The sequence below is a fragment of the Agrobacterium rosae genome (assembly GCF_002915175.1).
GTDB classification, from domain to species: domain Bacteria; phylum Pseudomonadota; class Alphaproteobacteria; order Rhizobiales; family Rhizobiaceae; genus Agrobacterium; species Agrobacterium rosae.
The window spans coordinates 337,443-358,968 of sequence record NZ_NXEJ01000009.1 but is presented as its reverse complement, the minus strand read 5'-3'; the positions used below and the strand labels follow the sequence as shown (position 1 = coordinate 358,968).

Annotated in this window: 20 protein-coding genes and 1 riboswitch; of the genes, 12 read left to right on the top strand and 8 right to left on the bottom strand. The window is 57.0% G+C overall.

Annotated features, from left to right (window positions below; all coding sequences use genetic code 11):
• Nucleotides 1-44: 44 nt before the first annotated feature.
• From CPJ18_RS21410 to CPJ18_RS21390, 5 genes are all read left to right on the top strand, one after another.
• Nucleotides 45-995, top strand: a complete 951-nt coding sequence (locus tag CPJ18_RS21410) for a phosphoribosylaminoimidazolesuccinocarboxamide synthase (protein ID WP_103659964.1) — start codon at nt 45-47, stop codon at nt 993-995.
• Between the two features lie 2 nt (nt 996-997).
• Nucleotides 998-1,657 carry a TetR/AcrR family transcriptional regulator gene (locus tag CPJ18_RS21405; protein WP_245445451.1) on the top strand — a complete coding sequence of 220 codons (660 nt, stop codon included), beginning with the start codon at nt 998-1,000 and terminating at the stop codon, nt 1,655-1,657.
• A gap of 152 nt (nt 1,658-1,809) precedes the next feature.
• Nucleotides 1,810-3,024: an efflux RND transporter periplasmic adaptor subunit gene (locus tag CPJ18_RS21400; protein WP_077121147.1), complete on the top strand. Its 1,215-nt coding sequence runs from the start codon at nt 1,810-1,812 to the stop codon at nt 3,022-3,024.
• Between the two features lie 43 nt (nt 3,025-3,067).
• Nucleotides 3,068-6,157, top strand: coding sequence for an efflux RND transporter permease subunit (locus CPJ18_RS21395; protein WP_103659927.1), 3,090 nt, complete (start codon nt 3,068-3,070; stop codon nt 6,155-6,157).
• Nucleotides 6,158-6,297: 140 nt separating this feature from the next.
• Entirely contained in the window at nt 6,298-7,749 is a 1,452-nt protein-coding gene (locus tag CPJ18_RS21390; RefSeq protein WP_103588027.1) for an efflux transporter outer membrane subunit, read from the top strand.
• Nucleotides 7,750-7,879: 130 nt separating this feature from the next.
• Here CPJ18_RS21390 and efp read toward each other — a convergent pair whose 3' ends face one another.
• Nucleotides 7,880-8,449 (bottom strand): elongation factor P, encoded by a 570-nt coding sequence (gene efp / locus CPJ18_RS21385; protein ID WP_103588028.1) that lies wholly within the window; start codon nt 8,447-8,449, stop codon nt 7,880-7,882.
• Nucleotides 8,450-8,655: 206 nt separating this feature from the next.
• On the opposite strand from efp, the gene epmA reads away from it, so the two are divergent.
• The 3 genes from epmA (at nt 8,656) to CPJ18_RS21370 (ending at nt 11,345) form a co-directional block, all read left to right on the top strand.
• A complete protein-coding gene (gene epmA / locus CPJ18_RS21380) occupies nt 8,656-9,720 on the top strand; it encodes an EF-P lysine aminoacylase EpmA (protein WP_103659962.1) in 1,065 nt (354 codons plus the stop codon).
• Nucleotides 9,717-10,769 carry a lysine-2,3-aminomutase-like protein gene (locus CPJ18_RS21375; RefSeq protein ID WP_103659926.1) on the top strand — a complete coding sequence of 351 codons (1,053 nt, stop codon included), beginning with the start codon at nt 9,717-9,719 and terminating at the stop codon, nt 10,767-10,769. The genes epmA and CPJ18_RS21375 overlap by 4 nt, the downstream gene beginning before the upstream one ends.
• A 384-nt stretch (nt 10,770-11,153) precedes the next feature.
• Nucleotides 11,154-11,345, top strand: coding sequence for a hypothetical protein (locus CPJ18_RS21370; protein ID WP_077102858.1), 192 nt, complete (start codon nt 11,154-11,156; stop codon nt 11,343-11,345).
• An 81-nt stretch (nt 11,346-11,426) separates the two neighbouring features.
• On the opposite strand, the gene CPJ18_RS21365 is transcribed toward CPJ18_RS21370, so the two are convergent.
• The gene (locus CPJ18_RS21365) at nt 11,427-11,663 is read right to left on the bottom strand and encodes an Lrp/AsnC ligand binding domain-containing protein (protein WP_077121157.1); all 237 of its coding nucleotides are present in this window, start codon (nt 11,661-11,663) and stop codon (nt 11,427-11,429) included.
• 264 nt (nt 11,664-11,927) lie between these two features.
• On the opposite strand from CPJ18_RS21365, the gene CPJ18_RS21360 reads away from it, so the two are divergent.
• The 4 genes from CPJ18_RS21360 (at nt 11,928) to modC (ending at nt 15,982) form a co-directional block, all read left to right on the top strand.
• On the top strand, nt 11,928-13,211 hold the full coding sequence (locus CPJ18_RS21360; protein ID WP_103659925.1) for an NAD(P)/FAD-dependent oxidoreductase: 1,284 nt from the start codon (nt 11,928-11,930) through the stop codon (nt 13,209-13,211).
• Nucleotides 13,212-13,343: 132 nt separating this feature from the next.
• Nucleotides 13,344-14,138: a molybdate ABC transporter substrate-binding protein gene (gene modA, locus CPJ18_RS21355; RefSeq protein ID WP_103659924.1), complete on the top strand. Its 795-nt coding sequence runs from the start codon at nt 13,344-13,346 to the stop codon at nt 14,136-14,138.
• 69 nt (nt 14,139-14,207) lie between these two features.
• A complete protein-coding gene (modB, locus tag CPJ18_RS21350; RefSeq protein WP_103659923.1) occupies nt 14,208-14,909 on the top strand; it encodes a molybdate ABC transporter permease subunit in 702 nt (233 codons plus the stop codon).
• Nucleotides 14,906-15,982 carry a molybdenum ABC transporter ATP-binding protein gene (gene modC / locus CPJ18_RS21345; RefSeq protein ID WP_103659922.1) on the top strand — a complete coding sequence of 359 codons (1,077 nt, stop codon included), beginning with the start codon at nt 14,906-14,908 and terminating at the stop codon, nt 15,980-15,982. The genes modB and modC overlap by 4 nt, the downstream gene beginning before the upstream one ends.
• Here the strand turns inward: modC and CPJ18_RS21340 are convergent.
• From CPJ18_RS21340 to thiC, 6 genes are all read right to left on the bottom strand, one after another.
• Nucleotides 15,976-16,344, bottom strand: coding sequence for a winged helix-turn-helix domain-containing protein (locus CPJ18_RS21340; RefSeq protein WP_103659921.1), 369 nt, complete (start codon nt 16,342-16,344; stop codon nt 15,976-15,978). The genes modC and CPJ18_RS21340 overlap by 7 nt on opposite strands.
• Nucleotides 16,341-17,339, bottom strand: a complete 999-nt coding sequence (locus CPJ18_RS21335; RefSeq protein ID WP_103659920.1) for a P1 family peptidase — start codon at nt 17,337-17,339, stop codon at nt 16,341-16,343. The genes CPJ18_RS21340 and CPJ18_RS21335 overlap by 4 nt, the downstream gene beginning before the upstream one ends.
• A gap of 64 nt (nt 17,340-17,403) precedes the next feature.
• A complete protein-coding gene (locus tag CPJ18_RS21330; protein ID WP_103659919.1) occupies nt 17,404-18,177 on the bottom strand; it encodes a thiazole synthase in 774 nt (257 codons plus the stop codon).
• Nucleotides 18,178-18,180: 3 nt separating this feature from the next.
• Entirely contained in the window at nt 18,181-18,378 is a 198-nt protein-coding gene (gene thiS / locus CPJ18_RS21325; RefSeq protein ID WP_103588038.1) for a sulfur carrier protein ThiS, read from the bottom strand.
• Nucleotides 18,347-19,342: a glycine oxidase ThiO gene (thiO, locus tag CPJ18_RS21320; protein ID WP_103659918.1), complete on the bottom strand. Its 996-nt coding sequence runs from the start codon at nt 19,340-19,342 to the stop codon at nt 18,347-18,349. Before thiO ends, thiS begins: the two co-directional genes overlap by 32 nt.
• Nucleotide 19,343: 1 nt before the next feature.
• On the bottom strand, nt 19,344-21,167 hold the full coding sequence (gene thiC / locus CPJ18_RS21315; RefSeq protein WP_103659917.1) for a phosphomethylpyrimidine synthase ThiC: 1,824 nt from the start codon (nt 21,165-21,167) through the stop codon (nt 19,344-19,346).
• Between the two features lie 99 nt (nt 21,168-21,266).
• Nucleotides 21,267-21,378, bottom strand: a riboswitch (TPP riboswitch).
• Nucleotides 21,379-21,526: the final 148 nt, after the last annotated feature.

Genomic DNA, 21,526 nt, shown 5'->3' with positions numbered 1-21,526 from the left:
GCCTGAACCGACGATCGCATTATAGAGATAGATTGGACAATTCCGTGCGTGTTCTAGCAGAAGCCGTCATTCCTGAACTTCCACAGTATTATCGCGGCAAGGTTCGCGAGAATTATGACCTGCCCGACGGCAATCGCGTCATCATCTCGACCGATCGTCTCAGTGCCTTCGACCGTATCTTGACCTGCATTCCTTATAAGGGTCAGGTTTTGACGCAGACAGCGCGCTACTGGTTCGAACAGACCACAGACATCTGCCCGAACCATGTCGTCTCCTATCCGGATCCGAATGTAGTGATCGGCAAGAGGCTCGATATTCTGCCCGTTGAGATTGTGGTGCGCGGGTATCTGGCTGGCACGACGGGCACGTCCATTCTGACGCTCTATAAGAAGGGTGAGCGCGATATGTATGGCGTTACCTTCCCGGACGGCATGAAAGACAATCAGGTCCTGCCCGAGCCGATCATTACACCAACCAGCAAAGAATTCGATGGCGGCCATGATGAGCCGCTCACACCGGCTGAGATTATCGATAAGGGATTGCTGACGCAGTCACAGTGGGAAACGCTTTCAACCTACGCTCTGGCCCTTTTCAAACGAGGACAGGAGGTCGCAGCCAAGCAAGGTCTCATCCTTGTCGACACTAAGTATGAATTCGGCACCGATGAAAACGATACCATCATTCTGGCCGACGAAATCCATACGCCTGACAGCAGCCGTTACTGGATGGCTGACACCTATGGACAGGCTTTTCAGGATGGCACCCGTCCTCAGAGTTTCGATAAGGATTTCGTTCGGGCATGGGTGGCAGAGCGTTGCGACCCCTATAAGGATGACATTCCGGAAATTCCGCAGGAACTGGTTCTGCAAACCTCCAAGGTCTATATCGAGGCCTTCGAGCGCATCACCGGGGAAACATTCAAGCCGGATGACAGCGAGCCTTCGACCATTCAGCGTGTGCGGAAGAATCTGGAACCCTTTTTTCAGGGAGCGTAGTCTTGGCCAAAGCCAGCGCACAAACGTCATCATCACAGAAAAACGAAACGAGTGGGCGGCAAATCCGTCCACGACGATCCGGTGAAGAGACGCGCCGCGAGATTCTGGCGATGACCGAGCGGCTTTTTCGCGAGCGGGGGTTCGGGGCCGTATCGATTGCAGATATCGCCGCTGCGCTGGCCATGTCTCCGGCAAATGTCTTCAAGCACTTCAGCTCCAAGAACGCCTTGGTCGACGCCATCTTCCTGCAGCAAATTCGCTTGCTGGAACACAGGATCGATCCACTCGACGCAACTCATTCTCCCTTCCAAAGAATGCGGCATCTGGCACACAGCCTGATGGAGAACCATCGTCGTGATTTAAACGACAATCCGTATATCTTCGAAATGATTTTGATGACCGCTAAAAGAGAGCTTGCTTGCGGTCACCATTATGAGAATGTGATTACAGAGCAATTCGCCAAGATCATCCGCGATGGAATAAAGACGGGGACATACCCTCCAACGGATATCGATCGATCATCTCGGACGGCTCTTTTTGCTTTGACCAGCGTTTTGCATCCTGCATTGATTGCCCATGAAGACGTCGACATTTTAGCAACACGATGTGATGAACTGATCCACTTACTTCATGCTGCACTGCGATATGGGATTGATAAGTGACGATAGCGACTATACGTCACTTTGCCTGATAATGTGTTGCGTCATGCCCGTTTTGACGCGCAATGAGCGCTGATAATTGCAAAAGATATGTATCCGCATTTTTGACCGCCCAGACAACCAATCGAGATTTGACCGCTGATATGAGAAAAACGATGAAAAGACGTCTATATCCTCTCTTCACCACATTGCTCGTGGCGGGCATTCTTGCCGGTTGCAGCGACAGCGACGAGGCCAAGAAGGCTCCGGCGCAGGGCAATCAGCGCCCCCCTGCCCCCGTCAGCGTCGTTACCATGAAAAAGAGCGACTATCCGCTCACGACTTTGCTTCCGGGGCGCGCCGACGCTTTCCAGACGGCGGATATTCGTCCGCGTGTGGGCGGTATCATCAAGGACATCGCCTTCAAGGAAGGTAGTTTCGTCAAGGCTGGCGACCTGCTGTACAAGATCGACGACGACACCTATCAGGCGTCTCTCGCAGAAGCGCAGGCGTCTCTGGAGCGGGCAGAGGTCAGCGTACCTGCCGCCGAAGCGAATTTGCAGCGCTACGAGCGCCTCGCCAATAGCGGTGCGTCGCAAAAAGAATTCGAAGATGCGCGCACGACGCTGCTTCAGGCGAAAGCCTCCGTTGCGGAGGCCCGCGCGACCTTGCAGACAGCACAGATCAATCTCTCCCTGACAGAAGTTCGCGCGCCCTTCGACGGCGTGACATCTGCCACCAATTTCTCGATCGGCAACGTCGTCACCGCCAGCCAGACCGGCTCACTGATGACCCTTCGAAAAATCAATCCGATCTATATTCAATTGAACGAGTCCAGCGTGAACCTTCTTCGCCTTCAGTCTGCGATCAAGGCTGGAAAGCTGGAGCGACGCGACAACAGCGAAACGACGGACATTCGCCTGACGCTTGAGGACGGTTCGGAATACCCGAATGTGGGCAAGCTCGACATGTCGGAAATGGCCGTCAGCACGACGACAGGCACGGTTTCCATCCGCACCCTTTTCGACAATCCGGAAAACACCATTCTTCCAGGTATGTATGTGCGTGCCACGATTACCGTTGGCAAGGAAATCGGCTATCTCATTCCCCAGCGCGCGGGCAGCCGAAACGCGAATGGAGAGCTGACCGCAAAGTTCGTCACGGCTGAAAACAAAGTCGAGACCAGAACATTTCCAACCAGCCAGCTTTCTGGAAACAACTGGCTCGTCACGGAGAATGTCGCGGATGGCGACAGGCTGATCGCAGACGGATTTCAATGGATAGCCGACAATGCCACGGTCAAACCCATACCGGCCGAAATCGATGAAAAGGGATCCATCATAGAAAAGCAGGACGCTCAGGCTGCTCCTGCTCCCGCGCCGAAATCATGATGTCTGAAGACATGCTCGGCAACATCGTGATCAGGAACTAGATATGTCAAAATTTTTCATTCGACGGCCGATCTTTGCTTGGGTGATTTCCATCGTCATCATGTTGGGTGGCGCATTGGCCATCAACACGCTGTCGATTTCCCAATATCCGGAAATTGCGCCGCCAACCATCCGCATCAGCGCAAGCTACACCGGTGCCAGCGCCGATACGGTGCGCAAAACCGTGACGCAGATCATTGAAGACGGCATGACCGGCCTTGACGGGCTGACCTACATGAACTCGTCTTCCACAACAGGATCTGCGAGCATCACCCTGACGTTCGACAACAGCGTCAATGGCGATATCGCCCAGGTTCAGGTGCAGAACAAGCTTGCGCTCGTCACATCGCAACTGCCGGCCGTGGTTCAGGATCTCGGCATCGGAGTCACCAAATCGACATCGAGCATTCTGCTCGTCGGCGCGTTGGTTTCGACCGATGGAAAGCGTTCGTCAGCCGATCTCGGTGACATTTTTTCCACCCAGATCGAAGATCAGGTGAAACGCATCGAGGGTGTCGGCAACATCAATGCCTTCGGCTCCGCCTTCGCCATGCGCATCTGGCTCGACCCTTTCAAAATGAAGAAATTCCAGCTGACGCCAGCTGATGTCACCTCGGCCATTCAGTCGCAGAACACGCAGGTGTCTGTTGGCTCCGTGGGCGGACTGCCGGCATTGGAAGGTCAGCAGATCAACGTCACGATGACGGCACAAAGCCAGCTGACGACGGTTTCCGACTTCGAGCGCATCATTCTCAAGGTGGATAACACGGGTGCCAATGTTCGATTGAGCGACGTTGCACGCGTCGAGATAGGCCAGGAAACCTACGCCTCGACCTCGCGATCCAACCGTCAGCCAGCGTCGGGTTTTGCGGTGAATCTTGCCACAGGCGCAAATGCGCTCGATACGGCCGCTCTTGTCAAAGACAAGATGGCGCAGATCGCACCGACCCTGCCACAGAACGTCAAGGTCATCTATCCTTACGATACGACGCCTTTCGTTTCGCTGTCGATCGAGAAGGTCGTGCACACGCTGATCGAAGCCATCGTGCTGGTCTTCGTCGTGCTGCTGGTTTTCCTTCAGAACATGCGCGCCACCTTCATTCCGATGATTGCGGTTCCCGTGGTGCTGCTTGGAACCTTCGGCATTCTTGCGCTCACCGGTTATTCGATCAACACGCTGACGATGTTTGCGATGGTGCTTGCCATCGGCCTTCTCGTCGATGACGCCATCGTCGTCGTTGAAAACGTCGAGCGCATCATGTCCGAGGAGGGGTTAGGACCGCTTGAAGCCACGGAGAAATCCATGGGCGAAATCACCGGTGCAATTGTCGGTATCGCGCTGGTTCTGACCGCCGTGTTCATTCCCATGGCCTTCTTCGGCGGCTCGACCGGTATCATCTACCGTCAGTTCTCCGTCACCATCGTATCTGCGATGCTGCTTTCCGCCGTTGTGGCCATCGTGCTGACACCGGCGCTTTGCGCCACGATGTTGAAGCCGATCGACCATAATAAGAAGAGCCGTGGCCCCGGCGCATGGTTCAACCGTAATTTCGACCGCACCACCACGGGATATGTGAGTTCCGTAGGTTACCTGCTGAAGCGTCCATTACGCGTGTTGCTCATGTTCGCAATCGTCTTGGGTGGATGTGCCTGGTTCTTCACACGGTTGCCATCGTCCTTCCTGCCCCAGGAAGACCAGGGCGTTCTAATGACGATCATCCAGCTGCCCAATGGCTCCACGAGCACGCAGACGGCAAAGGTGATCGAGAAAGTCGAGAACTATTATCTCGACCAGGAAAAAGACGTCATCGACAGCATTTTTGCGGTCAACGGCTTCAGCTTTACCGGTAGCGGACAAAGCTACGCGCTCGTCTTTGCCAAGCTGAAGGATTTCGATCAGCGAACAGACCCGAAAATGGCCGCTTCGGCAGTTGTCCAGCGCGCTATGGGAACGTTCATGACCTTCCGCGAAGCGCAGGTCTTCCCGATCCTACCGCCTGCCATTCAGGGCCTGGGTAACTCCAGTGGCTTCTCCATGTACCTGGTGGACAGCGGAAACCAGGGAAGTGAAGCGCTCGTAGCTGCATCGAAAGAGTTGATTGCAGCCGCAAATTCCAGCGGCAAAATCACGTCCATGCGCGCCAATGACCGTGACCAGGAAAGCCAGGTCAAGCTTGAGCTGGACCAGGAGAAGCTCGGGGCCATGGGCCTCAGCATTTCCGAAGTCAACTCCATGCTGACCACGATTTTTGCTGGCAGCCGGGTCAACGACTTCACGCTCAACAACAAGATCAAGAAGGTCTATGTACAGTCGGATGCGCCATACCGCATGCAGGCCGAAGACCTGAAATACTGGAACGCCCGAAATTCGGGCAACGAAATGGTGCCTTTCACATCCTTTGCGACCGCAAAATGGGTCAATGGATTGCCATCCGTCTCCGCTTATAATGCGGCAAATGCCTTCTCTCTGGAAGGTGCCGCTCCTCCAGGCGTCAGTTCCGGCGACGCCATGAACGAGGTGGACCGAATCGTCTCCCAAATGGATGGCGGGTACTCGGTAGCTTGGACTGGTCTTTCCTATCAGGAGCGACTTTCCGGATCTCAGGCACCGTTGCTCTACGCGCTTTCCGTTCTGATCGTCTTCCTGTGCCTTTCTGCACTTTATGAAAGCTGGTCGATCCCCTTCTCCGTCATCATGGCCGTCCCCGTGGGCGTGGTCGGTGCATTGCTCGCCGCACACTTCTTCGGACAGTCCAACGACGTCTACTTCAAGGTGGGTCTGCTGACGACGATCGGGCTTGCCGCGAAAAACGCGATCCTGATCGTGGAATTCGCCAAGGAACGGCAAGAGCACGGATTAAGTCTGCTCGACGCGACACTCGAGGCTGCAAAGCTGAGATTGCGCCCGATCATCATGACTTCGCTCGCGTTCATTCTCGGCGTCGTTCCACTGGCCATTGCCAGCGGAGCGGGCTCTGCGGCGCAAAATGCGATCGGTATCGGCGTTCTGGGTGGTATGCTTTCTGCAACACTCCTCGGAATTTTCTTCATTCCCTCGTTTTTCGTCATGATTCGGCGTCTATCTAAACGTTAACAAACCAAAAATGTGCTAGCAAAGCCGGAAGACGCTGTTAGAAATGTTGGAAATTATGAACCGCATTTTTGTCAGCACGCAGCAGCGCTAAGCTCGTTTTGACTGGTGTGTCATGTGCACCAAAATATTGGGATAACTTCATGCTGTCTATTCGCGCTACCATTCCTCTGACGTTGCTTTTGCTCTCGGGCTGTGTTGTCGGACCTGACCATAAAGAACCGGAAATCCAGCTGCCCGGCAAATTTGCCGAAGGTGGAAAAGCAACCAACGGCGACGTTGCGACAGTCGCTTGGTGGAACGCCTTCAACGACAGCCGTTTGAATGGATATGTCGCGACCGGCCTTGCGCAGAACCTAACCGTTCTACAGGCAATCGAGCGCATCAATCAGGCTCAGTCGCAGATCACCGTTGCAGGCGCAGGCGCTCTTCCAAGCCTCACCGGCTCCGGCAGCCATACGACGTCCCAGACCAAGGGCAGCTTCCCAAGCAACAACAGCTCGGTTCAAAACACCTCAAGTGGCGCTCTCGACGCATCCTGGCTGTTGGACCTTTTTGGCCAGTACCGCCGCGCCAAGGAAAGCGCCAGCGCTTCGCTGGATGCAGCCTACTCGACCGCCGACGTACAGCGCCTGACGCTGATCTCTTCGGTTGTCGCAGCCTATATCGACGTTCGCTACTATCAGGAACGTCTGGCAATCGCGCGCGAAAACCTCAAGTCACGCCGCGAAACACTGGACCTGACGAAGCTCCAGCTTGAAGCCGGTGCGGCTTCGCGTCTTGACGTCGTTCAGTCTGAAGGCCTGGTCAACTCCACGCTCGCGGATATGCCAGGTCTGGAAACCAGCTTCCGCCAGGCGGCACACCGCATCGCCACGCTGCTTGGCATGCCGGCATCGTCGCTGGTGGTTGAGTTGCAGCGCGGGGCACGTCAGCCTGTTGCCCGCAGGGCACCGCTCACCGGTATTCCGGCAGACCTCATTCGCAATCGCCCCGACATCCGCGTGGCCGAACGCAATCTCGCAGCGGCTGTCGCAGAAATCGGCGTTGCCGAATCACGCCTCTATCCAAGCATCACGATCAGCGGGTCGATTTCGCCAAGCTACGTAAACCTTTCCAACAACGGTTCGCGCGGAACATCGAATTCCTGGTCCTTCGGCCCAAGCCTTGTTCTCCCGATCTTTGATGGTGGTAGCCTGCGCGCCAATGTCGATATTGCCAAGTCCTCTGCTCGCGAACAGTATCTGGCATGGAAGGAAACCGTGCTGAACGGCATCGAAGAAGTTGAAAATGCCCTGGCTGCCGTAAACCGCGATAAGCAGACGGAAGATGCCCTTCGCAGAACCGTCAAGTCCTATCAGGAAGCCCTGTCGCTCGCCACAGCAAGCTACCGCGACGGTGCCTCTTCGCTGCTCGACGTCCTCGACGCGCAGCGTCAGGTGTCTACGGCCCAGGCAAACCTGGCGACGGCGGTTCAAACCACCGCACAGGACTATGTGCGTCTCAGCGTCGCACTGGGTGGCGGCTATGCCGTCGGCAGCCCAACGACATCCTCGAACAACCGCATTGCAGCCAACACTCCCAAGGGAATGTAAGAGCCGCAATCCGGTTTGCAGAAACATTGTCCCGCAACGAAAGTTGCGGGATTTTTTATGGGCAATGCAGCCAAAGAAAAAGCCTCGGAGTGATCCGAGGCTTCTTTCAAAATAACGATGACTGCGAAAATCAGTTCTTCGCGCGCTCGACGTAGGAATTGTCTTCCGTCGCAACAACGACGCGGATACCGGCATCGATATGCGGCGGCACCATGGTGCGGATGCCGTTGGACAAAATAGCCGGCTTGTAGGAAGACGAGGCCGTCTGGCCTTTCACAACCGGTTCCGTCTCCATGATTTCCAACGTTACGTGGCGCGGCAGGATGACAGCAAGCGGCAGACCTTCATGGATAGACAGAACGCATGTCATGCCTTCCTGAAGGTAGGCTTTCTGGTCGCCCATGGTTTCCAAGTCCACGACGACCTGATCGTAATTCTCAGGGTTCATGAAGTGGAAGCCTTCGCCGTCTTCATAAAGGAACTGGAAGTTCAGGTCTTCAACGAATGCGCGTTCGACCTGCTCGGTCGTGCGCCAGCGTTCCGCAACCTTCACGCCATCCGAGATGCGGCGCATATCGACCTGCGTCACAGGTGTGCCCTTGCCGGGATGAAAGTTATTGGCGTTGAGAACGACGTAAAGCTTGCCATCGACGTCGATAACATTGCCCTTGCGCACGGATGAGGCGATAACCTTGACCATATGATTTCCTTGTAACTCAATGAAATGCGTCGTAAAGGACCGCGCGGCGGCACTGACCCAATGGACGTTTTGTATGTTTTCTGGGGCGCAACTACCTTAAATCCGTGGTAAATGCCAGCCTTCAAAAGCCTCGAACCGAAAACAGTGCAGCGGTTTTCGTATAAATCGATATCTGGGCGTGGTTGGCATCGGAAAGAAAGCAACAGATGGGCTCAGACCTCAACACAAAGTCCGCATGGTGGACGCCCGATGTGCATCAGGATCGCCGTCCGTTTCTGATTGGGCGAAACGCCATCCAGGCCGCCATGCGCGGCTTTTTTGCCGCCAATGATTTTCTGGAGGTCGATACCGCAACCTTACAGGTGTCACCCGGAAACGAAGCGCATCTGCATGCCTTTGCAACGACGGGGATAACGACGAGCGGTGAACAGACCCCGCTTTATCTGCACACATCACCTGAATTTGCCTGCAAGAAGCTGTTGGCCGCTGGCGAAAAACGGATCAACTGTTTTGCGCATGTTTATCGCAACCGCGAACGCGGGCCTTTGCACCACCCGGAATTCACGATGCTGGAATGGTATCGCATGGGTGAGACATATGAGACGCTGATGCGTGACAGCGCGCAATTGCTGGCCCTGGCCGCCGAGACCGCAAAAACGAAGACCCTGACCTATCGTGGGCACAGCGTCGATCCGTTTCTTGAACCGGAGCGATTGAGTGTTGCCGAGGCGTTTCAACGCTATGCCGACATAAATCTGCTAGCGACGATTGACACGACCGGCGAGACGGACCGTGATCATCTGGCATCGAAGCTCAAGGCGTCGGGAATTCGCGTGGCTGAGGATGACAGCTGGGCCGATTTGTTCAGTCGCGTGATCGTCGAGCGGGTCGAGCCAAAGCTCGGCTTCGGGCGCGCGACTATTTTGGATGAGTACCCAACAAGTGAAGCAGCACTCGCCCGCCGTTCGCCGAGCGACAACCGAGTCGCCGAACGCTTCGAGCTCTATGCCTGCGGTGTAGAACTGGCCAACGCCTTCGGTGAATTGACGGATGCTGCCGAACAGCGCCGCCGTTTCGAGGCCGAAATGGCGGAGAAACAACGCGTCTACGGCGAAACCTATCCCATAGATGAGGATTTTCTAAAGGCGCTCGACATCATGCCGGCAGCCAGCGGCATCGCGCTCGGCTTCGATCGGCTGGTCTTGCTAGCAACTGGCGCACCGCGCATCGATCTCGTCATGTGGGCACCCGTAACGGATTATGGCTCATGACGACACGCAGCCTGAAATCGGCGGAAGACCTATTCGCTGCCGGTCTGATCGACAGCCCTACACTCGAGCGAATTCGCCCCGTGACTGAACGCTACGCTGTGGCGGTCACACCCACTGTCGCCGATCTCATGAATAGCGACGATGCCAACGATCCCATCGGATTGCAGTTCATTCCGCAGGAGGATGAGCTGTGGCATACGCCGCAAGAGCGTGCCGACCCCATCAGCGACGATGCCCATAGCCCCGTCCACGGCATCGTTCACCGATACCCTGATCGCGTATTGTTGAAGGCCGTGCATATCTGCCCGGTCTATTGCCGCTTCTGCTTTCGCCGGGAGATGGTTGGCCCGCAGGGCAATGGTACCATGTCGAGTGAAGAGCTGTCGGTAGCGCTTGGTTATATAGAAACACACCCAGAAATCTGGGAGGTCATTTTAACCGGTGGTGACCCGCTGGTCTTATCCCCGCGTCGGCTGTCAGCCATCATGGAAGGCTTGAAGGCTATTCCGCATGTCAAAATCGTGCGCTTTCACACGCGTGTCCCGGTCGTTGATCCTGACCGGATCGATGCGGCACTTGTGGAAGCACTGAAATCCAGCGGGAAGACGACCTATGTCGCGCTCCACGCCAACCATCCACGCGAGTTGACAGACGAAGCGCGGGGGGCCTGCGCACGCATGATCGATGCCGGCGTCGCCATGGTCAGTCAGTCGGTGCTTCTGAAAGGCATCAATGACGACCCCAAGGTTCTTGGTGATCTGATGCGGGCGTTCGTGGAAACGCGGGTGAAGCCCTACTATCTGCATCACCCGGATCTGGCACCTGGTACCAGCCACTTCCGGCTGGAGATCGAAGAAGGGCAGCGAATCGTTGCCGCCATGCGCGGACATGTTTCGGGTCTATGCCAGCCGACCTATGTTCTGGATATTCCCGGCGGCCATGGAAAAGCCGTCATAGGTCAGAATGCGGCGGCGAAACATGCCGATGGTTGCTATTCGGTTTCCGATTTCAACGGCAGGGATCACCTCTATCCACCTTCGGACGAATAAAAACCGCTAATAAACGCGGCTTTCCAGAGCGTTGTCTGCAACCTGGCTAAAGAAACAAAAATTTCACAATTCCGCCCCCATCCTGTCATCATAAAGAAAAATATTCTACCTATATTGATAATCATTGATTACGCCGCGAATCCGGAGTATCAGTGATTCAACTGGAGAGGGATTCTCTTCAGCATTCCGGATCCAACACCAATGCAGGGAGAGTGACATGTCAAAAATGAAACGCATCGCCGCGATCCTTGACCCGCGGTTTGTGAATGCCGGACACACATCCATGTGTTCCCGCTGCTGTCGAATGTGACTTAACCGTCCACCAATCTTTAAAATTCGATTCGACGAAATGCTGTGTGCCAAGCCACAGCGGGAGTATGTATAATGCAAAAGCAAGTTATTGAATTCGCTGGTGAACCCGTCGGCATCGTCGTGCCTGATGACAACCGCCTGAAGTTCATCGCCGTCAAGTTCCACGTCCATGACCTTGACGAGCAGCGCTTCGACAGTGCCGAAGACGTGCGCGTCGCCATTCGCAATCTCGTTCGCAACCAGAAGATTGCAGCGCTGGTCTGAAAAATGCGCATGTTTTTTCAATGCATGAAGGCGTTGTCTCCAGACGGAGGCAACGCCTTCATTCGTTTGTAGATACCAACATTAGAATGCGGTGAATGTCAGCGTCGTCAACGACCGTACAATACCTGGGATGCTAACGATGTTGTCGTTGATGAATTTGCCGGTATCCTGTTCGGGCGAAAGATAGATCTTCAGCAGAAGATCATATTCCCCACTCGTCGAATAAAGTTCGGAAACCAGTTCCGTCTTATAAATGGCATCGGCAACATCATAGGTCTTGCCGGGTGTGCATTGAAGCTGAACGAAAATGGGCTTCATGATTTGTTCCCGTCGCATATGGAATGATGCACAAAGCCAGTGAGCCTTGCGCGTGTGCTGCACTATTGTCCGAGCCGGGCGCGTGTTTCAAGCCCATAGGTTGATCGCCGATGACGCATACCAGCGTCATCGCCATTGCGAAAACCACATTCCGCACTGGCATGACATGATCACGATATGTCGGTATTCACTGATGCAACTGAGTTGTAAGCTGGTCAGCAGACAGCGCACTGCGCGCGACGTTCCAATTCTTGGGTGATTTCGATGTATCATGATCCGCGCTCTCACGGCCTTTGGGAAAAAACCGCGCCGAAACCACCCGTGACATCGTCGATTGAAGGCCACGAAAGGGCGGATGTCGTCGTTGTGGGCGGCGGCTTTACCGGTCTTTCTGCAGCGCTGCATCTCGCGGAACGTGGCATCAAAGTCATCGTTCTCGAAGGCAAGGAGATCGGCTTTGGCGGTGCTGGCCGCAATGTCGGCCTCATCAATGGCGGCATGTGGGTCATGCCCAAAGAACTTCCCAATGTGCTCGGCCCCGTCTATGGCGAACGCCTCCTCGATCTTCTCGGCAACGCACCGTTCCTCGTGCGCGAGATCATTGAAAAACACCAGATCGAATGCCAGCTTGAAAAAAACGGAACCCTCCATTGCGCCGTGGGTGAAAAGGGACTTGCTGAAATCCGCGAACGTTGCGCCCAATGGGCTGCACGCGGAGCGCCGGTTCGGGTTCTCGATGCCCAGGAAACAGCCGACCGGATCGGCTCGTCCGCCTATAGCGGTGCCTTGCTGGATGAGCGTGCAGGCACGCTGCAACCGCTGGCGTATGTGCGCGGCCTCGCAACCGCAGCACAGGCGGCAGGTACCACGATCTACACCTCCAGCCCCGTCATCGACAGCCAGGCGGATGGTGACGGCTGGGTGGTCAAGACCGCTAAGGGTTCGGTTCGCGCAGACTGGGTCATCGTTTCGACGGAGGCCTACAGCACCGGCCCATGGAAAATCATGCGCGAAGAGCAGGTCTATCTGCCCTATTTCAACGTCGCGACCAAACCGTTGGGCGATAATGTGCGCAAAACCATACTGCCGAATCGCGAAGGTTGCTGGGACACAAACGAAATCCTCTCCTCCTTCCGCATGGACCAAGCGGGACGTCTCGTCTTCGGCAGTGTCGGCGCATTGCGCAACACGGGTGCGAGTGTTCACACTGCATGGGCAAAGCGCGCGATGAAGCGACTATTCCCGCAGCTGGGCGAAATCGAATTCGAGTGTGAATGGTACGGCCAGATCGGCATGACCGACGATTCCGTGCCGCGCTTCCATAAATTCGCAACGAACGTCGTCGGCTTTTGCGGTTATAACGGCCGCGGCATCGCGCCGGGAACGGTATTCGGCAAAACGCTTGCAGCGCATGTTGCAGGCGAGATCGCAGAGGACGCCCTGCCCCTACCCGTCACGGATCCACAGGCCCGTAGCTTCCGCGCCGTGAAGGAAGCCTATTACGAGGCCGGCGCGCAGATCGCACATTTTGCGGGTGAACGCATCTAAGCATCGATGGATGGAGGCCCCAGAGAAGGCCTTGTTTCGCATTAATCGATATATCCTTGAAAATATAATGCCCGCCGTCTAAACAGTTTCGATATATTCATCAGGATATGTCGCTAAAAGGGGCCAAAGGGCATGGGAATTCTTCGTCGCACTCTTATCAGAACCACTCTGGCAGCCGTCATCGGCTCCGTAGTGGCAACCGCCGGAATGTCTGCTCCGGCATTCGCCCAAGACAAGGTCACCGTTTTTGCCGCTGCCAGCATGAAGAATGCGCTGGATGCGGCCAATGCGGAATGGGCCAAGGAAACCAACAACGAAGCTACGGTGTCCTATGCGGCGAGTTCGGCGCTGGCCAAACAGATCGAGGCGGGAGCACCTGCCGATCTCTTCATCTCGGCAGACCTCGCATGGATGGACTATGTCGCGGGCAAAAAGCTGATCAAAGAAGACACGCGCACCAACCTGCTGGGCAACCGTTTGGTGCTGGTGGCCCCTGCCGATAAGGCAAAGCCGGTCGAGATCAAACAGGGCTTCGACCTTGCAAAGCTGGTGGGTGACGGCAAGCTGGCCATGGGCGCGGTCGATAGCGTTCCAGCTGGAAAATACGGCAAGTCCGCGCTTGAAAAGCTTGGCGTCTGGTCTTCCGTGGAAAGCAAGGTTGCGGGTGCGGAAAGCGTTCGTGCCGCGCTGGTTCTCGTGTCTCGCGGCGAGGCACCCTATGGCATCGTCTACCAGACCGATGCTGCAGCAGACCAAGGCGTCAAGATCGTCGGCACTTTCCCGCAGGACAGCCATGAGCCGATCATCTATCCGGTTGCCATCCTGTCTGAATCCAAAAGCCCGGCAGCGGCCGCTTATCTCGAATTCCTGAAATCAGCCAAAGCCGCCCCGTTCTTTGAAAAGCAGGGCTTTACCATTCTGAAGTAAGATCGGCTTTCACGATCCTCATGGCTCCGGCAATCGTCGGAGCCATCACCTTTTGACGGGAATGGCGTATTGGACTGGCTCACCCTCAGCGCGGAAGAATGGACGGCGATACGCCTGAGCCTCTGGGTGTCCAGCATCGCCATGTTCGCGAGCCTTCCCTTCGGCATCTTGATCGCGCTGGTGCTGGCGCGCGGCCAATTCTGGGGCAAATCGCTGCTCAACGGCATCGTGCACCTGCCGCTCATCCTTCCCCCGGTCGTGACCGGCTTCATCCTTCTGGTCACCTTCGGACGCCGGGGCGTTATCGGCCAATTTCTCGACCAATATTTCGGCATCGTCTTTTCCTTCCGCTGGACGGGCGCAGCCTTGGCCTGCGCTATCATGGCTTTTCCGCTTATGGTGCGTTCCATTCGCCTTTCGATCGAAGCGGTGGATCGCAAGCTGGAGGAGGCGGCAGGCACGCTGGGCGCTAGCCCAATCTGGGTGTTCCTCACCGTCACATTGCCGCTCACCCTGCCCGGCATTATCGCGGGCATGATCCTCGCCTTTGCCAAGGCCATGGGAGAGTTTGGCGCGACCATTACCTTCGTCTCCAACATTCCCGGCGAGACACAGACGCTGTCGGCAGCCATCTACACTTTCACCCAGGTTCCGGGTGGCGATGCGGGCGCGATGCGGCTGACACTGGTGGCCATCGCCATTTCCATGGTCGCCCTTCTGGCGTCGGAATATCTGGCGCGCATCGTCGGTAAAAGGGTGAATGCGGAATGACGCTGACGCTCACTGTCAAACATCGGCTGGGTGCCTTCACGCTGGACGCCGATCTTACCGCTGGTAAAGGCGTAACCGCGTTGTTCGGACGTTCCGGCTCCGGAAAAACCTCCGTCATCCGCATTATCGCCGGATTGACGAGGCCCGATCATGGGACTTTGACTCTTGATGAAACGGCGCTGGCCGACAGCGCCAAACGCCTCTTCACACCCTGCCACAAACGTCGCTTCGGCACCGTGTTTCAGGAAGCGCGCCTGTTTCCGCACCTCACCGTCGAGCAGAACCTGCATTATGGTCGTTGGTTCGCTGGTAAAACTGACGCACAAACGGAAAGCAGAAAAATCATCGAGATGCTCGGCATCGGAGATCTGCTGAAGCGCCGCCCGGAAAAACTCTCCGGCGGCGAAAAGCAACGCGTGGCGATTGGCCGTGCACTGCTGTCTTCGCCACGCCTGCTGTTGATGGATGAGCCGCTGGCCGCACTCGATGAGGCGCGCAAGGCGGAGATCATTCCCTATCTGGAGCGGTTGCGCGACGAGACGAAAATTCCGATTATCTATGTCAGCCACTCCGTCAGCGAAGTGTCGCGTCTCGCAGACCAGATCGTGGTCATGAAGGACGGCAGGATAGAGGTCGCAGGCCCGGCCGCGGACATCCTGTCGCGCCCCGCTTTTACTGCGCAGCTGGAACGCCGGGAAATCGGCAGCATTTTATCCGGCAGTGTTGAGGATTTCGATCCTGCGCATGGCCTTGCCACGATCAGGTTGAGCAAGGTGGCGTTGCAAGTTCCCGCACCATCGGCGGTGACCGGGCACCGCGTTCGCGTCCACATTCCGGCCCGTGACGTGATGCTGGCGACAGTGAAGCCAGAGGGTCTGAGCGCGCTTAACATTCTGGAAGGCCGTATCGCAGAGATCGCGCTGTCAGAGGATGGGATGGCGATGGTTCAGGTTGATTGCGGCGGCGACATCATTGCATCGCGCATCACCAAACTGTCGGTCGAACGCCTGGCGCTGGAGCCGGGAAAGCCGATCTTTGCCATCATCAAATCGGCTGCGCTCGATCCTTACTGATCGGACTGTCGGTTCGCTTCCAGCCAGTCGAGGTCGGCTTTCAGTGTATCGTTCAGACGCTGCTGCATGCCACGATAGCGCTCAAGCAGCTCTTGTCCGAAGGTGGTCAAGCTAGCCCCACCACCTTGGCTGCCGCCGCGCTGGGATTCGATCACGGGTTCCTTGAACATATGGTTCAGCGCATCCACCAACAGCCATGCCCGGCGATAGGACATATCCATGGCCCGCCCGGCAGCGGAAATGGAGCCGGTAGAGCCAATCAATTCCATCAGCTGGATTTTTCCCCGCCCGAGCCTGTCGCCCGGTGGGAAATCGATCCGCAGAACCGTTTTCAGTGGCGTTTTCTCGGTTTGATCGCTCATTCGGCACCTGTTCCGAAATGATCGCGCCAGGATTTTTGCGCACCCTCATGCGGTAAAGCCGTGGCTTCATAAACGCCGCGTGCAATGGCGCGACTGACGACCATGCCCGCAAGATGGCAAAGCTCGGCAAAGTCGCTCGCCGCACTCATGGGTTTCTGACCGGTCGCTGCGGCAAACATGGTGTCACCATCGCTGGCGAGATGTGACGGCAGAATCGCGCGGGCAAGCCCGCCATGTGCCATGATCGAAAGCCGATGCGCCTGCGCTTTTGTGAGTAAGGCATCCGTTACCACCGCACCGATTGTCGTTGCCGTTAGCGTCACGCCTTTGATGCGCATGGCCGTATCGGCGGGTGAAAACTGCGGTGGCAATCCAAGCCCGCCGAATTCGTCGTCGCGCTCGAAGGGGGCCGCCCAGAAATGCTGGCTTGTTCCCACAGTCGCGGAGCCCATTGCGTTAACCGCGACAATCGCCGCAACCTTATGGCCACCCGACGTCACGGCGCTGGCAGAGCCCAGCCCGCCCTTGAATGTAGCCGTCGTTGCGCCCGTGCCCGCCCCGACGCTGCCGAGCGCAAACGGCTGGTGAGTAGCGGATTTGAAAGCGTCATAGCCCATCTCGCGATAGGGTGAATGCAGGCCCCAATCCTTGTTGCCGCCATTCAGCAGATCCATCAGGATCGCCTGCGGCACGATGGGAACGCGGGTAGAGCCGACAGCAAAGCCGCGCCCGATATCGCGAAGGCCCGATTGCACACCGCCTGCCGCGTCCAGACCGAAGGCCGAGCCGCCTGACAGCACGAAAGCATCCACCATCTCCACCATCATGGACGGATCGAGCAGCGCCGTATCCCGCCCACCCGGTGCGCCGCCAAGAACGGAGCCGGAGGCGATGGCCGGTTCGTCAAAGACGATGGCGGTGACGCCCGATCCGAGTTGGAGATCGGTGGCATGGCCGACGGCCACACCATCGATATCGGTCAGCAGATTGTGCATGTCTGGTTACCCTTTGAGGCTCATCCCAGTCGGTATCCCGCCCTCACCTCATCTTGTCAACGGCTCAGGAAAACACCGCCTTGCCAATCACAGGCGTGGATGGCACCGCCATGTCGCGCGGCTCCAGCATGCCTGAGAGATAGGCCTCGCGCCCAGCCGTCACCGCTTTTGCAAAGGCGCCAGCCATGATGACCGGATTGCCCGCACCGGCTACAGCCGTATTGAGCAGCACCGCGTCGTAACCCAGCTCCATGACGGTCGCGGCATGCGAAGGTCGCCCAAGCCCGGCATCGACAATCATCGGCACATCCGGGAAATGGGCGCGCATGGAGCGCAGAGCGGTAATGTTCAGCGGCCCCATGGCGCTGCCGATGGGTGCGCACCACGGCATCAGAACCTTGCAACCGGCATCCACAAGCTTTTCCGCCACCACAAGATCATCGGTCGTGTAGGGAAACACCTCAAAACCGTCGTCGCTCAGAATGCGGGCCGCTTCCACCAGCGCAAAGACGTCGGGCTGAAGCGTATCGTGATTGCCGATCACCTCCAGCTTGATCCAGTTGGTCTTGAACACCTCCCGCGCCATCTTGGCCGTCAACACGGCTTCCTTGGCGGTGTGGCAACCCGCCGTGTTGGGCAGAATGTGGCGGTCCAACTCGCGGATCAGCTCGAAGAACTGTCCACCATGCCTGCCACCCGCTGTTTCACGTCGCAGAGAGATCGTCAGAATATCCGTCTTGCTGGCCCGCACCGCATCCGCAAGAACGGCAGGCGAAGGATAACGCGCGGTGCCGAGCAGCAGCCTTGATCCGACCTCACGTTCATAGAGTTTCAACATCGCCTATCCTCCCTGCATGGGTGAAAGAACTTCGATCCTGTCGAATTCCTTCAGCCGAAAATCATCGCGATCCTGCGCATGGACGAGATCGCCATTGACCGCTGTTGCCAGCCAGTCGCCTTCGTAGTCCAGCGCGGTCAGCAGTTGCGAAAGCCTGTCGGTAGCAAGGTCATGCTCTTGCCCGTTGACGAGAATTTTCATAGTAAACCTCCTTTGACATCATAATATCGGCGGCCTGTTGCGCCATGGCTGGCGACAGCAGAAAGCCGTGCCGATGGGCACCATTGATAAACAGCGTGCCGTCCTCTTCGCGAATGCTGGGCAGATTGTCGGCAAAGGCGGGACGGATGCCGGCACCCGTTTCGATGATCTGCGCCTCACCAAAAGCGGGGTGCAGCGCGTAAGCCGCGTTCAGCAACTCCATCATCGAACGAGCGGTAATCGGTCCCGCCTCATCCGTTTCGATCATCGTCGCGCCCACCATGAAACGCCCCGCTTCCCGCGGCACGATGTAAAGCGGAATGCGCGGATGAAGCAGCCGCACGGGACGGGATAGCGTCACCTCACCGGTAGAGAGGTAAAGCATCTCGCCACGCACGCCGCGAAGGCCGGAAAGCTTGCCGGTCTGTGCCGCCCCGGTGCAATCGATGACGTGATCGAATTCACCTTCATCCATTGCCTCACCGCCGAAGTGAAAGCGGGCACCCATCGAGACGAGACGCTCATACAGTGCCGAGAGAGCCAGTCGCGGGTCGAGATGCCCCTCTCTTTCAAAAAACAACCCGACACGGAAACGCCCGGCGAGGTCGGGCTCAAGCACTGCAATCTCGTCCTTATCCACCCACCGATAGCCTGATGTGCGGGAGGCAAAGCGTGAAAGTTCTGCCTTGTCCCGCGCCGGAGCCACGACCAATGTGCCTTTGCGTTTCACCAGCCCCGGCGTCGCCTCGTCCCACCAGTCGAGCGCCGATTGGCCTAAAGTCAGCACGGTTTCCTCGGCGCTTTCGCGTTCGCACCAGGGTGCCAGCATGCCGCCCGCATACCAGGACGCACCGCGCCCCGGTTCGCTTGCAAGATCGCAAACCGCGACCTCCATTCCATGGCGGGCAAGCTCCAGCGCAGCCGTCAGACCGGCAACGCCTGCTCCTTTGATGAGAATGCGCATCTCATTCCCCCGCCACCGGCTTTTCCAAGGGCATATAGAGGTCGCCACCCTGCTGGAATTTCTGTGCCATGGCCTCCAGGCCTTCCTTCTGCGCCTCGGCGCGGATGTCATGCGAGATGCGCATCGAGCAGAATTTCGGACCGCACATGGAGCAGAAATGCGCCACCTTGTGCGCCTCCTTCGGCAAAGTCTCATCATGGAAAGACCTTGCCGTTTCCGGGTCGAGCGACAGGTTGAACTGGTCTTCCCAGCGGAACTCGAACCGAGCGCGCGACAGCGCATTGTCACGGATTTGCGCTGCCGGATGCCCCTTGGCGAGATCGGCGGCGTGGGCTGCGATCTTGTAGGTGATGACACCGACCTTCACGTCGTTACGGTCCGGCAGGCCGAGATGTTCCTTGGGCGTGACATAACAAAGCATGGCCGTGCCGAACCAGCCGATCATCGCCGCACCGATGCCTGATGTGATGTGGTCGTAGCCCGGCGCGATATCCGTTGTCAGCGGTCCAAGCGTATAGAAGGGCGCTTCGCCGCAGACCTTCAGCTGCTTGTCCATGTTTTCCTTGATCTTGTGCATCGGCACGTGGCCAGGGCCTTCGATCATGACCTGACAATCCTTGGCCCAGGCGATCTGCGTCAATTCACCCAGCGTTTCGAGCTCGGCAAATTGCGCCGCATCGTTTGCATCGGCAATCGAGCCGGGGCGAAGACCATCCCCCAGCGAAAAGGACACGTCGTAAGCGCGGCAAATGTCGCAAATTTCCTCGAAATGCTCGTAGAGGAAGGATTCCTTATGGTGATGCAGACACCACTTGGCCATGATCGACCCGCCACGCGAAACGATGCCGGTAACGCGATTGACAGTGAGTGGAATGTAATGCAACCGCACGCCGGCATGGATGGTGAAGTAATCAACGCCCTGTTCGGCCTGCTCGATCAGCGTATCGCGGAACACCTCCCAGGTCAGGTCTTCTGCAATGCCATTGACCTTTTCCAGCGCCTGATAAAGCGGCACGGTTCCAATCGGTACCGGCGAATTGCGGATGATCCATTCGCGGATATTGTGAATGTTGCGGCCGGTGGACAGGTCCATGACCGTATCGCCACCCCAGCGGATGGCCCAGACCATCTTGTCGACCTCATCCGCCATGGAGGAGGTCACCGCCGAATTGCCGATATTGGCGTTGATCTTGACGAGGAAATTTCGGCCGATGATCATCGGTTCTGCCTCGGGGTGGTTGATGTTGGCGGGAATGATCGCCCTGCCCGCTGCCACTTCCTGGCGCACGAATTCGGCTGTGACGAAATCTGGAATATTGGCCCCAAAACTTTCGCCATCGCGTAGCAGCTTTTCCTTGATCGCCTCGCGCCCAAGGTTTTCACGGATGGCGATGAACTCCATTTCCGGCGTGATGATACCGGCGCGGGCGTAGGCAAGTTGCGTCACCGCCTTGCTATCCTTCGCTTTCAGCGGCTGATGGCGCAGCGGAAACTCAGGCGTCAGGCGTTCGCCCGTCGCAAAACCATTATCCTCCGGTTTGACGTGGCGACCGTCGTAAGCCTCCACATCCCCCCTTGCGACAACCCAGTCATGGCGCAGACGCGGCAGACCGCCGTCGATGCTGACGGCATGGGTGGGGTCGGTATAGGGACCGGAGGAATCATAAACCGTAACCGGCGGCTCGCCCGCCGTCGGATGCACGGCGATCTCGCGCATGGGCACGCGGATGTAGGGGTGGATGATGCCCGGCTTGTAGACCTTGGTCGAAGCGGGCAGCGGACCTGTGGTAACGACAGGGGAGAGATTTTTAGCGGCAATGTTCATCGTGAGGCTCCAAAGCAAAAACAGTGGAGACCCAGTTCGAGCATGAAGACGAAAAACCACGGGAACGAATAGCGACGCATTCGGCAAGGCCGAACTGCTGTTCCCGTGTTTGCACCGTCCCTACGCCAGTATGAACTGGATCAGGTTCAACGGGTCACTGCGCGCGCTAGCAGTATCTCAGCCCCTTGCCGGGACTCCCCTGGTGAATGCCGCAATCAGAAACCCGACGCAGAAATTTGTCAAGCCATCTGTGGATGACTGTCGAAAAATGGAAAGTTACGCTAAGTTAACCCATCCATTTATTTGAATGTTATTTTTTGGAGCTTAACTCGAAGAATGCGTTATGATGACGCGTTTTG